This window comes from Psychrobacter sp. AOP5-GZ1-6, from assembly GCF_052376345.1.
In the GTDB taxonomy this organism is placed as follows: domain Bacteria; phylum Pseudomonadota; class Gammaproteobacteria; order Pseudomonadales; family Moraxellaceae; genus Psychrobacter.
On the sequence record NZ_JBQSVP010000018.1, the window covers coordinates 24,457 to 39,712 of the forward strand.

Below are 15,256 nucleotides of genomic sequence, written 5' to 3' on the forward strand. Positions count from 1 at the left end.
AGTTACTATAAATGCTTATTGAAATTAAGCATTCAAGTATACTGGTTTGCGCTAATACTATGTGCATATATCGTTATTTAATGCAGTCAACTTTATTTTACCAAGGATACCCTCATGGCCGCCTCAAGACCGACGCCGCGTACCGCTAGCCAATCATATCGACGTCAAGCATTGATTTGGCTGGTAGTAACCTTATTATTAGGCGTAGTTACGGCTCTCATTTGGATGTTTAGTCAAACGCCGGCAATGGGTGCCAAAATTGAAAATGCTCCGATATCAGCACCGGAGACGCTTAGCACTGAACTTGAGCAGCCTTTAAAAATTGAATCGTTGCATGAGCTTGATACGGATGTACAGCCAATTAGTTTTGATGCGGCGATTCGAGATTTGCGCAATTACCCTGATGAATTTAAAGACAAAGGTTACTTACTCGCTCATAAGGGTAAGTGGACCGTTCAGGTAATGAATGTTGCTGAAAACGAGGTGATTACTAGTTATTTAGACGGGCGTGAAGATCGAGATAAATTTGCTTATTTTCGTTATCTTGATGATAAGAAGCAAACACGTTATATGCTGATTTATGGATTGATGAGTAGCCCACAAGAAGCTGTTGGGGCAACAAAACTTATAGACTTTAGATTACCTGCTAATGTGCGTGCATTACCAGAAGAAATCAATCGCTATGTTGGCCTCATTGATAACTATACACGTTCGGAGCCGATGCAGGATTTGAGCGCCAAGAGTATTCGTGCAGTTGATCTAGAGCCTACTAAGCGTGAGGTTCCAGTGCGTCAGAAACCACCAGAAGACCAAGAACCGGGCAGTGAAAGCATTCGTCAGTCAGCAGATACCTCTGATACTTTATCGGTTAATGAAGAACGTACTGTTGTGAATGATGAACAAGTAACCCCTGTTACAGCGAATAAAAATGAGGGCAACTCAAACAAGCCTGAACAGGACAATAAAAAGCCTGCGACAGCAGTCCCTGATAGTAGTACACCTCCAAAACCGCCAATAGTGCCAACCCCTAAGCCGCCAAGTACGACTAATAGCACAAGTTCTGGCAATAGTAATACGAATACTAATACGCCTCCTAAAGACAGTGATGACAGTATGAAAGCGCTGATAGAGTCTAAGAGTAATTAGTGATGGTCGCGCTATTTGGGGCGCGTTCTCAATTTGAGTATTAAACATTCGATGGACTAAACACAGCTAAATCGTTGCTAGGCTGTGTTTAGTCGCTCGTTTATTTATTGATATAGATTTGACTATAGTGAGCTTTAACATGATCTCACTATGTCACACTTGCTTGGTATACAAAAGGTAGTGACCACCCTGATTTTCTTTGTAATCTTTATTGGTGTAAATCCTCAACGCAGCCTGACAATCATCGCTTTATTTTACGTTTTTGCTTCAAGGTTTTGGTGGTTCTATAACCAATAGTAATAAGTTCTCTTACAAAATATGGTTGATGAATCAGTAGAAAAGACTAGATTTTTTGTCCATCATTAACTAATATAACTATGGGCGACGTTCTGTATAGTTATCGTAAAAACTGTTTATTTAACAGTCGATTAGTATGATTCTGTTGTTTATAAGGTAAGTTACTAACGTTTTTTTGCCTCAAGCGCCGCTATTTTTTATTTGTATATCAGCGATTGCAAGTGACGCAACCTCTCTTATTTTCACTCTTTTTAGGGTTAATAAAGCGCTTGAATACAGAGCGTCAGATATTCAAAATTAATCAAATGCATTGTTATCAAATACTCAACGGATTGGCTTTAAGCGTTAGGTATGGTTTGATAATAAGTGATACTCAAAATAACGACATTACGTTATTGATAACTAAGTAATTGGTATGCAAGGTGTTACGTTCTCCTGTTGCCAAGAGCAATTACTTACTATCTGTTAATACGCTAATTATTTATTGAGACATAGGCTCATGACTAAGAGGGTTAAGGATCTGACCTTGCTCTTAATGCAGAGTGTCTCTGAGCGTTGCGCTATTTATTAATTTGGATACGAATATTAATTATCAGCCCGTTCTGCTTACGGGTGCTAGCTTATGTGCCGCATTGGATGTATAGGCTACCCGTTTACTCACAAGGACCAGCTATGTCAATGATTTCCTCGCAAACTCACCTGGCAACGCCAGATGACTTTTCTGATAACTGTGGTTTTGGTTTGATTGCCCATATTGAAGGGCAAGCCAGTCATGATTTGGTAAAAACTGCTATTCATAGTCTAAGCTGTATGACTCACCGTGGCGGTGTTGCTGCTGATGGTAAAACTGGTGATGGTTGTGGCTTACTATTAGCGACGCCTACCGATTTCTTCAAACAGATTGCTGATGAGCAGCAATTTGCCATTACGGATAATTTTGCCGTTGGCATGGTGTTCGTTAATTTAGATAGTGATAAAGCTGAATATAGCCAAAAAATATTAAGCGATGAAATTACAGCCCAAGGGTTAGAAGTGGCTGGCTGGCGTGATGTGCCACTTGATCTCAGTATCGTTGGTGAGATTGGTCGTGAGACGCTACCAGATTTTCAGCAGGTATTTGTTAATGCTCCCGATGATTTAGCTGCGGATGATTTTAATCGCAAGCTGTTTGTCGCACGTAAGAAAGCAGAGCAACGTTTGTTGGATGACGAACTGTTTTATGTTTGTTCTTTGAGTTGCCAGACGATTATTTATAAAGGTTTGGTAATGCCATCAGACCTGCCTGCTTTCTTTTTAGATTTACAAGACAAGCGTTTGGCTTCACATATTGTGGTATTCCATCAGCGCTTTTCTACTAATACGTTACCACGCTGGCCATTGGCACAGCCATTCCGTTATTTGGCACACAATGGTGAGTTGAATACGATTACTGGTAACCGTAACTGGTCTGAAGCTCGTACACCAAAACTAAAATCAGACAAGCTTCCCAATTTGAACCAGCTAACACCGCTCGTAAACAGCAGCGGTTCTGATTCATCAAGTTTGGATAATATGCTTGAAGTGCTCATGTCAGGTGGCATGAACTTGTTCCATGCGATGTCTATTCTAGTACCGCCAGCATGGCAGAACGTCGATAGTATGGATATGGATTTGCGTGCGTTTTATGAGTTCTATTCGCAGCATATGGAAGCTTGGGATGGCCCAGCCGGTTTGGTTATTCAAGATGGGCGTTATGCAGTCTGTATGCTTGATCGAAACGGTCTACGTCCGTCACGTTGGGTGACGACTAAGAACGGCTATATTACAGTAGCTTCTGAGGTTGGCGTTTGGGATTATGATCCTAAAGATGTATTAGCAAAAGGTCGTGTCGGTCCAGGTCAAATGTTGGTTATCGATACTTTAACTGGGCAGATTCTAGACACTAAAGCCATTGCTACGTTATTGAAAAAAGCACATCCATACCGTAAATGGCTGCGTGAAGAAGCAACTCGTATTCGTGATGATGAGCGACTAGAAGAAGAACTTTCAGTGCAAGCATGCCGAGGTGAACAGCTAAAAGCATTGCAAAAAATGTATCACATTACCAATGAAGAGCGTACTGAAATCATTCGTCCCAACGCCGAAAACGGTCAAGAGCCAGTTGGCTCGATGGGTGATGATACACCAATGGCCGTGTTGTCACAGCAAATACGCCATATAGGTGATTTCTTCCGTCAGCAGTTTGCACAGGTAACCAATCCACCGATTGATCCATTACGTGAATCTATCGTGATGTCGCTACAGACGTGCTTGGGTGCTGAAACTAATGTGTTTGCGCCATCAGCGAGAGATGCTCACCGTATTATTTTATCATCACCGGTATTGTCAGCCAGTAAGATGAAACAGTTGGAAGATCTAGACGATCCATCATTTAAGATGGCACGTATAGATTTGAACTATGATCGTAACTTAGAACTATCAGACGCCATCACGGCTATCTGTGAGCAAGTGGCGAGTACCATTCGTGCTGGTAATACGCTAATAGTATTATCTGATAAAGATATTGATGCAGATAAAATACCCGCCAATGCTATTATGGTTACTGGGGCTGTGCATCACTATCTTATTGGCCAAGGTATTCGTACGGATGCTAACTTAATCATTGAGACCGGTTTGGCTCGTGACTCGCATCAAGTGGCTGTATTGATTGGCTTTGGTGCAACCTGTGTTTATCCATACTTGGCTTATGATGTCATTGATGATTTAGTGGCGACTGGTGAGTTGCTTGGTGATCCAATTCAAGCACGGGTTAACTTCCGTAAAGGTCTGGATAAAGGGCTGCTAAAAATCTTGTCAAAAATGGGTATTTCTACCATTGTATCTTACCGTGCCGCACAGTTATTTGAAGCAGTTGGACTCTCTGAAGAAGTGGTAGATTTGTGCTTTAAAGGTGTGCAGAGCCGTATTAAAGGTGCTACCTTTGCCGACCTAGCCGCTGACCAAGCACAATTGGCAGCCAATGCCTTTAAGCGTCGTGCGCCGCTCGATCAAGGTGGTCTGCTCAAGTTTGTCTTTAACAAAGAGTATCATGCTTTCAATCCAGATGTGATTAACAGTCTTCATACCGCTGTACGTACTGGTGATTATGAAAACTATCGTAACTATGCGGATTTGGTCAATAGTCGTCCGGTCGCAACTTTACGTGATTTGTTACAGTTAAAAACTGATAGTGCTATTGATGTCAACGATGTCGAAGATATCTCTAAAATCTTGACCCGTTTTGATTCCGCTGGTATGTCGCTAGGGGCATTATCACCTGAAGCACATGAGTCCATTGCCATGGCGATGAACACCATTGGTGGGCGATCAAACTCTGGTGAGGGCGGTGAAGACCCCGTACGCTATGGTACGTTGCGTAACTCAAAAATCAAGCAAGTTGCTTCTGGTCGCTTTGGCGTAACACCTGCGTACCTACGGTCAGCAGAAGTGATGCAGATTAAAGTCGCGCAAGGTGCGAAGCCAGGCGAGGGTGGTCAGCTACCTGGTGGTAAAGTCAATGCACTGATTGCACGATTGCGTTATTCCGTACCAGGCGTGACGTTAATTTCACCACCACCGCATCATGATATTTATTCTATCGAAGATTTGGCTCAGCTGATTTTTGATTTAAAACAAGTCAATCCGGATGCTTTGGTATCGGTTAAGTTAGTATCACGTCCAGGCGTTGGCACTATCGCGACAGGCGTGGCAAAAGCCTATGCCGACCTCATTACTATCTCAGGATATGATGGCGGTACAGCAGCTTCTCCATTGTCCTCTATCCACCATGCGGGCTCACCATGGGAGCTAGGCTTGGCAGAGACTCATCAGTCGCTACGTGTCAATGGACTGCGTGATAAAGTCCGTGTACAAACTGATGGTGGTCTAAAAACAGGGCTTGATGTGGTAAAAGCCGCCATTTTGGGTGCAGAAAGTTTCGGTTTTGGTACCACGCCGATGATCGCAGTTGGTTGTAAGTATTTACGTATTTGTCATTTGAACAACTGTCCAACTGGTGTGGCAACCCAAAAATCTAAGCTGCGTGATGAGCATTTCATCGGCGAAGCTGAAATGTTGATTAATTTCTTCAAGTTTGTGGCAACTGAAACCCGTGAATGGCTAGCTGCACTTGGCGTGCGTAGCATGGAAGAGTTAGTTGGACGTACGGATTTATTAGAAGTGTTAGAAGGTAACACGGATAAACAGCAGCATCTTGATTTAACACCATTGTTATTTAGTCATCCAGCCTCCAGTGGTAAAGCACAAACTTGCCAAGTAGAACGAAATGAACCATTTGATAAAGGGTTGCTGGCTGAGCGAATGATTAGTGATATGCTTGTAAATATTCGCCAAGGAATAGGCGGTGATTATAGTTACTATGTCGGTAACTGTGATCGCTCTATCGGTGCACGTATTTCTGGTGAAATTGCCCAAGTATGGGGTAATCTTGGCATGCATGATATGCCAATCAGGTTGCATTTAACTGGTACTGCAGGACAAAGCTTAGGTGTTTGGAATGCAGGTGGTTTAAATATTGAGCTTGAAGGCGACGCCAACGACTATGTCGGTAAAGGCATGGCAGGTGGTGAAATTGTTATTTATCCACCAAAAGACTCAGTGTTTACCGCAAAAGATACGGCTATCATTGGCAACACCTGTTTATATGGTGCGACCAGTGGTAGGTTGTATGCAGCGGGTACAGCAGGTGAGCGCTTTGGTGTTCGTAACTCTGGTGCGCATGCTGTTATTGAAGGAACAGGCGATCATTGCTGTGAATATATGACGGGCGGTATTGTTACTATTCTTGGACGTACAGGTTTGAACTTTGGGGCAGGTATGACGGGCGGTTTCGCTTATGTCCTCGATATGGATGGTGACTTCTTTGATTGTTGCAATCATGAGCTTATCGATCTGAACCGTATTTCAAGTGAGCAAACAGAGCAGCATCGAATCCACTTGCAAAAAGTGATTGAAACTCATGTAGATAAAACAGGCAGTGCATGGGGTCAGACTATATTGGCTGACTTTGAGCACTACGTTCGTAAGTTTTACTTAGTGAAACCAAAAGCGGCGAACATTGCAAGCCTTCTTAAAACCACGATGGCTGATCCGCAATAGTGCAATAGCTGATATGTTTTAAGATACGTTTTAACTCACAAGTTTTAAGCAGGTAAGTGACGGCAATGATATTCATGTCTTAAGTTTTAAATGAGTCAGTTATCAAACGCTGTCACCGCCCACTATAGAGAGATAGCATCATGGCAAAACGCTTAGAAAATAGTTTTCAGTTTTTAGATGTACCACGGTTAGAACCGACCAAAAAAGACATAGCCACGCGTTCGACAGAGTTTGTTGAAATTTACAAACCGTTTGAGAGTGAGGCCGTAGCACAGCAGTCACATCGTTGTCTTGAATGCGGTAATCCGTACTGTGAGTGGAAATGTCCAGTACATAATTACATTCCTAATTGGCTAAAGTTGGCCACCGAAGGCCAAATATTTCAAGCTGCTGAGTTGTGTCACCGCACCAACACTTTGCCTGAAGTCTGTGGTCGTGTCTGTCCACAAGATCGCTTGTGTGAAGGTGCTTGTACCTTAAATGACGGCTTTGGGGCAGTGACGATTGGTAATGTTGAAAAATACATCAACGACACTGCCTTTGCACTTGGCTGGCGTCCTGACATGTCTGATGTTGTTTGGACAGATAAAAAGGTTGCTATCATTGGGGCAGGGCCTGCAGGTCTTGGCTGCGCAGATATTTTAGTAAGAAATGGTGTCAAGCCAGTTGTGTTTGATAAGCGCCCTGAAATTGGTGGTTTGCTTACCTTTGGTATTCCAGAGTTTAAAATGGAAAAAGATGTCATGCGTAATCGCCGCGTCATCTTTGAAGGCATGGGTATAGAGTTTCGTCTTGAGACAGAAATTGGTACAGATGTGAGTATTGATGAGTTGCTAGGCGAGTACGATGCGGTGTTCATGGGCATGGGCACTTACACTTACATGCGTGGCGGCTTCGCTGGTGAAGAGTTAGAAGGTGTATATGATGCGTTAGACTACTTGATTGCCAATGTGAATCGTTGTAATGACTGGGAAAAGAACCCTGCAGAATACATCGACTTTAAAGGCAAGAGAGTTGTGGTGCTAGGTGGTGGTGATACCGCAATGGACTGCAACCGTACCAGTATTCGTCAAGGTGCTGAGAAGGTTGTCTGTGCCTATCGCCGCGATGAAGAAAATATGCCAGGATCTCGCCGTGAGGTGGTTAATGCTCGCGAGGAAGGTGTTGAGTTCTTGTTTAATCGTCAGCCGACGGAAATCATTGGTTTGAATGGTAAGGTCAACGGCGTAAAAGTTGTGACTACTCAATTGGGCGCACCAGACAACCGTGGTCGTCAACGTCCTGAACCGATTCCTAATTCAGAAGAAATTATCCCTTGTGATGCTGTGATTATGGCTTTTGGTTTCCGTCCTAGCCCTGCTGACTGGTTTGAGTCACAGCAAGTGGCGATGGATAGCTCGGGTCGAGTATTGGCAGCTGAGCAGCAAACGTTTAAATTCCAAACAAAAAATCCAAAAATATTCGCTGGTGGTGATATGGTTCGCGGTTCTGATTTAGTCGTAACGGCTATTTGGGAAGGTCGGGAAGCAGCAGAAGGTATATTGGACTTCTTAGAAGTATAATATAATTTATCTAAATCTAGCGATTTATACGCAGGTTCTAGCTTGAGCGTCTTTTGTCCTTTAAATGGGCAAAAGGCGTTTTTTTGATTATTGCTTTGTAAATTGCAGTGCGACTGATAGCATGTTTGTTAGTAACGAGTGATGTTCGTCATTTATTTTTTCCTATCCATTAAAGAGAGTAATCTTGCGTGAAATCAATTCTTTGGCAGCGTGTAACTGCTCCGTTCATTGAGCCTTACGTTCGTTATCAATATGCAGATATTTTGCATGCCATACGCTTAGGTGTGGCGGTTATACTTGCTTTGCTAATTAATGCCCTTACTGGCTTTCCTCATGGAGAGTGGACAACCATCACTGTGTTTATCATTTTGGGATTGTTGCAGTATCAAGGTGCTATTTATACCAAAGCCAAAGAGCGAATATTGGGTACAATATTTGGTATCATCGCAGCTTTCGGTATTTTGTGGTTCAGTGATAGCGTGAATGCATGGGTATGGGTGTATTATGCGCTGATTGGTTTGGTCAGTAGTATTATTGGTTATTTAGCAGTTAGGAACCTCGGTTATACGGGATTGCTGACTGGTATCACTATGTTGATGATTATCTCAAATTTGGGCCAAAGTAATATGAGCCAAGATGGCATCTACCGCGCCCTAAATATTTTATTGGGTACAGGCGTTTCGGTAGCTGTGACACTCATTTTGCCGCTGAAGTCGACGTTGATGTGGCGATTTCTATTGAGCAGTAACCTCGATGCTTGTAGCAGTCTATATGCTGGTGTCGGCAAGCATATTGATACTCCTGATGAGATCAAAGATGCTTTGACCCAGCAGCAGAGCTCAAAGGTCTTTCCCGTTGAAGAAGTACCTGTCAACGAGGCACTAGTCGCAGAACTACAGCAAATTAATAAACGATTACTTGCTGTGCGGCCACATATCGCAGCGACGGCTAGTGAGTCAGGTATCGATAAACCAACGTTAGAAATCATTCAACGTACCCACCGTAATATTATCGGAACCATTGATTTATTGCTGAGTGCGGCACCTCGTTTGATAAATACTGATATCGATGACGATAATTATATTTTATTGGTACATTATCAGAATGAGCTGACGCAAGCCATGCATCATATGGCAGCGGTATTGCGTAGTCCAAGTGATGAGGTGTTTCGCCCTATTACTCGCATCGCAGTCTCGGAGTATCCAAGTGTGCAGAGTTTGGCATTTGAGTGGCAGGGATATTTTTGGTTAACTCAAACGTTACAGACGCAATTGCAGCAGATGAGTGATTTGCTACAGACTACCAAGCCACAATGGTATGCGGCATCTGGTCTTGGTTATCAACGTCGTGAGCATCGTAGAATGAAAGAGCAGGGCGGTGAAGGGGATTTGGGTTTATAAAAAAACGCTGACTTTGGATAGTCAGCGTTTTTATTTTCTGGTTTTAACACGCTCTAGTTTTATCTTATGTTCGTAAAAAATGCAGCGATTAACGTCCTGTTTTTAGCTTATCCCAATACTGCTGATATATTTGCAGTGCGTCATCGCCTACATCTTCTTGAAACTCTGCTTTCGCTAGTACTTCCTTAGAAGGATAGATAGTAGGATTGTTTTTCACGTCGTCTGGCATCATTTCACGTGCTGCAATATTTGGTGAGGCGTAACCGATTTCTTCGCTGACGATTTTTGAGTTTTCAGGGCGCAATAGATAGTCAATAAATTTGTGCGCTGCATCTACTTGCTTGGCGTTTTTTGGAATGACAAAGTTGTCCATCCATAAGATTGCCCCTTCGCTAGGGTACTTATAAACCAAGCTGGTGAGACCTTCATCATTGGCGATTACTGCTTCGCCATTCCAGCTCATACCCACTGAGGTTTCACCTTCCATATATGGCATGCGTGTGGCGTCTGAGTTGAATGTCTTAACATTGGGCATTAACGTCGTGAGCTTGTTATAAGCGGCTTCAATTTCATCGGGATTGCTGCTATTACCTGAGTAACCCAGGGTGAATAGCGCCATACCAAACACTTCTCGCACATCATTGGTCAGCATGACTTGCCCTTTATACTTGGGATCCCATAGATCATTCCAACTATTAACTGTCGCAGGATCAACGCTATCTCCATTGATTGCTAGACCTGTGCTGCCCCACATATAAGGAATAGAGTATTTGTTTTCAGGATCTACTTTGGTATTAGTAAATGACGTATCCAAATTTTTAAAATTGCTCAATTTTGATTTATCAATTTCTTGTAATAAGCCTTCATTAGCCATTTTTTCGACATAATAGGTCGATGGCACAGCAAGGTCGTACTGACTTGAGTCATCGAGTAGCTTGAGCTTGGCATACATGGCTTCATTAGAGTCAAACGTAGTGTAATTAACGGTAATGCCAGTCTCTTCTTCAAAACCATCCAGAATTTCTTGAGGCATATATTCTGACCAGTTGTATAGATTAAGCGTTACATCACTTGTAGTGGTACTGCTGTCAGCTGCGGTATTCTCAGAATTGCTGCAGCTGGCAAGCACCAAGCCGATAGCCGCTGCTAATAATGCTTTTGGTACTATATGGCCCGCACGAGTCGCAGGGCCTGATGGTAAATGGGTCAAAACAATTCTCCAAAATAAAAACGATACAAATAAGTGAAAACTACTAGGGCGTGTCCTCAATTCAATCGATAGCCATCTAAATGGGTTAAAAATGGCTAAATCTTGCCAAACGGCGTCAAATAGCTGACTAATATCTCGATATTATCTGCGCTATTTTCCTTGTTTGACTACAATTTATCTCATTTTTATCACCATTTTTAAAATGAGGACACACCCTAAATGCTAGTGAATATAAACAGTTACACCATTATGGCTATTTGTTTCAGTGATTTAAAGGGGATATTGAGACAATCGTTAAGAATGGTGGTTATGATAGACTGATTTTCTGTTAAAAAGACAGCTTTTATATGAGATATCGTCGATCCACTATAAAATAAATACAGCGATACTGGGTGCATTTTGCGTAGCCTCTGTCTGCGCAGGCACAGCAAGCAAGGAAAATGTATACCAGTATTGCATGGTTACATTTGTATCTGTTTTATTTAGGACTGACTATATAGTATGAGTCTTTGTCAGCTTAGGGGCACTAGGTAATCATGCTATGATGAATGCGAAGCTATGATAACTGTGTCATATGATTCTTATCATGGCGCTTATATGATGAATAGGATAGGTGAGTTTAACCATAACACAATAATAAAGGATACAACATCATGACTCAAAGCTACCCAATACCACCAATGCTTCTCAAGGATAAAGTTGCTATTGTCACAGGTGCCAGTCGTGGTCTCGGCGCACAAATAGCCAGACAGATGGCAGCTGCAGGGGCTAGTGTGTGCGTCAATTACCTGAACAGTAAGGAGGCTGCCGAGGCAGTGGTAGAAGATATTAAAGCGACAGGTGGGCAAGCATTTGCTTATCAAGGAGATGTGACTGATACAATCCAGATGCAAGCAATGGCAGCAGCAGTGATCAAATATTTTGGTGGCATTGATATATTGGTCAACAACGCTTTACCTAATTATCAGTTCAATCCAAGTGCTGCGTACACCAGTATCGAAACCGTAAAGTGGTCCCACTTCTCGCAGCAAATGGATGGCATCGTGAAGGGTGCGGTTAACACAGTACAAGCGGTGTTGCCACAGATGAAATTACAGAAAATGGGCAAGATTATCAATATCTCGACCAATCTTGTCTACAACCCAGTGGTCACTTATTACGACTATACCACTGCCAAATCTGCGCTGATTGGGCTGACGCGCAACTTGGCAAGCGAGCTAGGACAGTACGGTATTCGGGTAAACCTGCTGGCAGGTGGCCTATTGAAAACTACAGATGCGAGCAGCTTAACGACTGAGGAGGTGTTCGATTATATCGCTACGACGACACCGTTACGTCAAGCGACCTCAGTGGCCGACTTTGCCAATTCTGTACTACTAATGGCATCTGACTTGAGTGCTGCTATTACTGGACAGTCTATCGCGGTCGATGGCGGTTTGACGATGCCTTGATAGACTTATTTAGTGCTTTTTAGTGAATAGCTGACGGTGTGAGCATCATAAAAATAACGATAGATAGCAGTGGTACTAATTCTTATCACGGTAAGGTTTTATAACCTTGGCGGCTGGGTTTATGTCTAGGTAGCAGATAGGCGCTAAGAGTTTGTATACTGTGCAAGCGGGCTCACTTTTCATTGTGCAGAATAGGACATCATGCTTATTTAGTTCTCACGTATTATTGATTGGCGACAGATTGGATGTATTCCGATTTGTTGCTTTTTTTATGTTTGGCAGTTCATTTTTAGGTACTTATTTTAGGCACCTGTGATTTATAAGTTGCATATAGTTACAAACTTTTTGTTTGGTCATACAAAAACATTTGTCTCTAATTATCAACTATGTTTCAATTTCATTCTTTTATCAATTTCTTATATAGCTTAAGTGCATTCACTGTGCTTAAGTGCTGATTGGAGTAATGGGTTATGCAAGGAAGTAATTCGCCAAATGGCAGTCCGCCACACAATGATTTTGATGCAACAGAGAAAAACTCTCGCATGCAGCGGTTTTTAAAAGGCGTCGAGTGGCTCGGTAATTTATTGCCGCATCCGGTTATTTTATTCGTTTGGATGTCTGTGCTGTTGTTGGTGCTCTCAGCTGTCATGTCATACTTTGGCGTGTCAGTGATCGACCCAAGGCCAGAGGGCGCAAGCGGACGTAGCGCTGATGGGATGATCGAAGTCGTCAACTTATTGAACGGTGAAGGCTTGGCTCGTATCGTCGAAAATCTTGTGACCAACTTTACCGGTTTTGTGCCGCTAGGTACGGTGCTAGTAGCGTTGTTAGGTGTTGGTATCGCTGAACACTCTGGCATGATATCAGCTGCGCTGCGAGGTCTGGTCATGAATGCTCCTAAAAAGATGGTCACCTTTACCATCGTGTTCGCAGGCATCATGTCAAACACTGCAGCTGAGCTCGGTTACGTGGTACTGATACCACTGGCAGCGGTGATTTTTCACTCGCTAGGTAGACATCCTTTAGCAGGTTTAGCGGCGGCATTTGCCGGAGTGTCTGGTGGTTATAGCGCTAATTTGCTACTAGGGACGGTCGATCCTCTGTTATCAGGAATTACCCAAGAAGCGGCTCGTATCATTGATCCGGCTTATACTGTTGGAGCAGAGGCCAACTGGTACTTTATGATCGCCAGTACCTTTTTGATCAGTGGTCTGGGTTATTTTGTCACGGAAAAAATCGTTGAGCCAAGCTTGGGGGAGTATAACCCTAAAGATGCTGATGATGCCTCTGTGCTAGAGACGCAAATCGAAAAAGTATCAACGCTTGAGAAAAAAGGTTTACTGTGGGCAGGTATCAGCATGTTGATATTTTGCTTATTGCTGGCGTGGACAGTAGTGCCTGCTGATGGCATCTTGCGTAATGCAGAGACAGGCCTAGTATCAGGGTCGCCATTTTTAAAAGGCATTGTGGTCTTTATTTTTGTATTCTTTGCGCTCCCAGGTTATATCTACGGTAAGATCACTGGTAGCATCAAGAGCAATCAAGATATCGTTGATGCTATGAGCAACGCCATGAGCTCGTTAAGTATTTATATCGTATTAGTATTTTTTGCTGCACAGTTTACCGCGTTCTTTAAGTGGTCAAACTTGGGCTCAGTAATGGCCGTATCTGGCGCGACTTTTTTGAGCGATATTGGTCTCACAGGTCCTTTACTATTGATTGGTTTTATCCTCATTTGTGGTTTGGTCAACCTAATGCTAGGCTCAGCGTCTGCACAGTGGGCAGTGACTGCGCCGATATTCGTACCGATGCTGATGCTAACGGGTTATGCGCCTGAGATGATACAAGCTGCTTATCGCATTGGCGATTCGACGACCAATATCATCACCCCGATGTTGGGCTATTTTGGTCTTATTCTGGCAGTGGCAATGCGCTATAAAAAAGACACAGGTGTCGGTACATTGATGGCGATGATGCTACCATACTCGATGGCATTTTTGATTGGTTGGACAATCTTGTTCTCTGTGTGGGTATTTGTACTTGGTTTGCCAGTGGGCCCAGGGTCAGAGACTTTTTATCCAGCGCAATAAATGGTTAAGTAGTTGTAAAAAATATGCCAATCAAAAAAAGCCCTTACTAGTGATCTAGTGAGGGATTTTTTCAAATGAGTGCAAATGGCTTCGCTTGTATTGCTATTCTTATGATGTGGTTTTTAACTGATTGAGTACTGTCTGTAAGCCATACTCCTCAATCGTACCAGTGACAAAATCAGCTCGTGCTATCAGTGCAGGCTGCGAATCGCCCATCGCCACAGCAAACCCAACTAAGTCGAACATTTCTAAATCATTCATTCCGTCACCGAATGCCATACACTCGCTTGCATCTACATCGTAGTATTTACATACGTCTATGATACCGCGCGCTTTGGATGCTTCTATCGGCAAGATATCTGCGCCAATCTGATGCCAATGCACCAGTTTTAAATCGTATTTTGCAAAGTCAATATCTTGCATTTTGTCTTCTTGATCATTGAAGAAAACAGAGCATTGATAAACGGTGTTGGACTTGTGGTACTCGGGATCAACGATAGAGTTGGGCGTGATTGCATTAAACTCACGCAGACGTTCGTTTTCACCTGACCAAGCAATATGAGTGGCTGAGTCAAACTTGTGAATAAATTCGCTCTGCATACATAGGCTTTTAATTTTTGCGGTTTGTTCTACAGACAATGGATAGTGGCTGATTCTGCCGTTATTATCGAAGCTATATTGGCCATTCATACAAATAATAGCGTCCAATACATTGGCTTCCAACAACGCAAGGATATCGTTTGGTAAGATGGCTTTAGAGCGTCCCGTTGATATCACCAGCTTGATATTACTCTCAGCAAGCTGCTCAAGCGTTGCCTGATTGTGTTTAGCGATAATACCGTTACGGCTGAGGGTATCATCAATATCAAAAAATATGATTTTAGGCGTAGGTATGGGTATGTTTTGAGCCATCGCCTTCGTGGCGGTTTTGTCTTCAACAAACATGACTGTCCTATTATTATTT

At 42.9% G+C, this 15,256-nt stretch carries 8 protein-coding genes; 6 read left to right on the top strand and 2 right to left on the bottom strand.

What is annotated here, in order from left to right:
* Window positions 1–114: 114 nt before the first annotated feature.
* The 4 genes from ACT3RN_RS04265 (at window position 115) to ACT3RN_RS04280 (ending at window position 9,541) form a co-directional block, all read left to right on the top strand.
* On the top strand, window positions 115–1,146 hold the full coding sequence (locus ACT3RN_RS04265) for a hypothetical protein (protein ID WP_192518674.1): 1,032 nt from the start codon (window positions 115–117) through the stop codon (window positions 1,144–1,146).
* Window positions 1,147–2,079: 933 nt separating this feature from the next.
* A complete protein-coding gene (gltB, locus tag ACT3RN_RS04270) occupies window positions 2,080–6,579 on the top strand; it encodes a glutamate synthase large subunit (RefSeq protein ID WP_413038431.1) in 4,500 nt (1,499 codons plus the stop codon).
* Between the two features lie 140 nt (window positions 6,580–6,719).
* Window positions 6,720–8,141, top strand: a complete 1,422-nt coding sequence (locus ACT3RN_RS04275) for a glutamate synthase subunit beta (RefSeq protein WP_192518676.1) — start codon at window positions 6,720–6,722, stop codon at window positions 8,139–8,141.
* Between the two features lie 188 nt (window positions 8,142–8,329).
* Window positions 8,330–9,541 (top strand): FUSC family protein, encoded by a 1,212-nt coding sequence (locus tag ACT3RN_RS04280; RefSeq protein ID WP_192518677.1) that lies wholly within the window; start codon window positions 8,330–8,332, stop codon window positions 9,539–9,541.
* Window positions 9,542–9,629: 88 nt separating this feature from the next.
* On the opposite strand, the gene ACT3RN_RS04285 is transcribed toward ACT3RN_RS04280, so the two are convergent.
* Window positions 9,630–10,751 carry an ABC transporter substrate-binding protein gene (locus ACT3RN_RS04285; RefSeq protein WP_192518678.1) on the bottom strand — a complete coding sequence of 374 codons (1,122 nt, stop codon included), beginning with the start codon at window positions 10,749–10,751 and terminating at the stop codon, window positions 9,630–9,632.
* A 653-nt stretch (window positions 10,752–11,404) separates the two neighbouring features.
* Between ACT3RN_RS04285 and ACT3RN_RS04290 the strand changes: the two genes are divergently transcribed.
* A complete protein-coding gene (locus ACT3RN_RS04290) occupies window positions 11,405–12,202 on the top strand; it encodes a 3-oxoacyl-ACP reductase (RefSeq protein ID WP_225739096.1) in 798 nt (265 codons plus the stop codon).
* A 470-nt stretch (window positions 12,203–12,672) separates the two neighbouring features.
* Window positions 12,673–14,292 (top strand): AbgT family transporter, encoded by a 1,620-nt coding sequence (locus ACT3RN_RS04295; RefSeq protein WP_192518679.1) that lies wholly within the window; start codon window positions 12,673–12,675, stop codon window positions 14,290–14,292.
* Between the two features lie 108 nt (window positions 14,293–14,400).
* On the opposite strand, the gene ACT3RN_RS04300 is transcribed toward ACT3RN_RS04295, so the two are convergent.
* Window positions 14,401–15,237: a Cof-type HAD-IIB family hydrolase gene (locus ACT3RN_RS04300; protein ID WP_192518680.1), complete on the bottom strand. Its 837-nt coding sequence runs from the start codon at window positions 15,235–15,237 to the stop codon at window positions 14,401–14,403.
* Window positions 15,238–15,256 lie beyond the last annotated feature (19 nt).

Excerpts from the sequence above, each read along its gene's own strand:
- ACT3RN_RS04265 (WP_192518674.1), top strand. The coding sequence starts at position 115 with ATGGCCGCCTCAAGACCGACGCCGCGTACCGCTAGCCAATCATATCGA.
- gltB (WP_413038431.1), top strand. The coding sequence starts at position 2,080 with ATGTATAGGCTACCCGTTTACTCACAAGGACCAGCTATGTCAATGATT.
- ACT3RN_RS04275 (WP_192518676.1), top strand. The coding sequence starts at position 6,720 with ATGGCAAAACGCTTAGAAAATAGTTTTCAGTTTTTAGATGTACCACGG.
- ACT3RN_RS04290 (WP_225739096.1), top strand. The coding sequence starts at position 11,405 with ATGACTCAAAGCTACCCAATACCACCAATGCTTCTCAAGGATAAAGTT.
- ACT3RN_RS04295 (WP_192518679.1), top strand. The coding sequence starts at position 12,673 with ATGCAAGGAAGTAATTCGCCAAATGGCAGTCCGCCACACAATGATTTT.
- ACT3RN_RS04300 (WP_192518680.1), bottom strand. The coding sequence starts at position 15,237 with ATGTTTGTTGAAGACAAAACCGCCACGAAGGCGATGGCTCAAAACATA.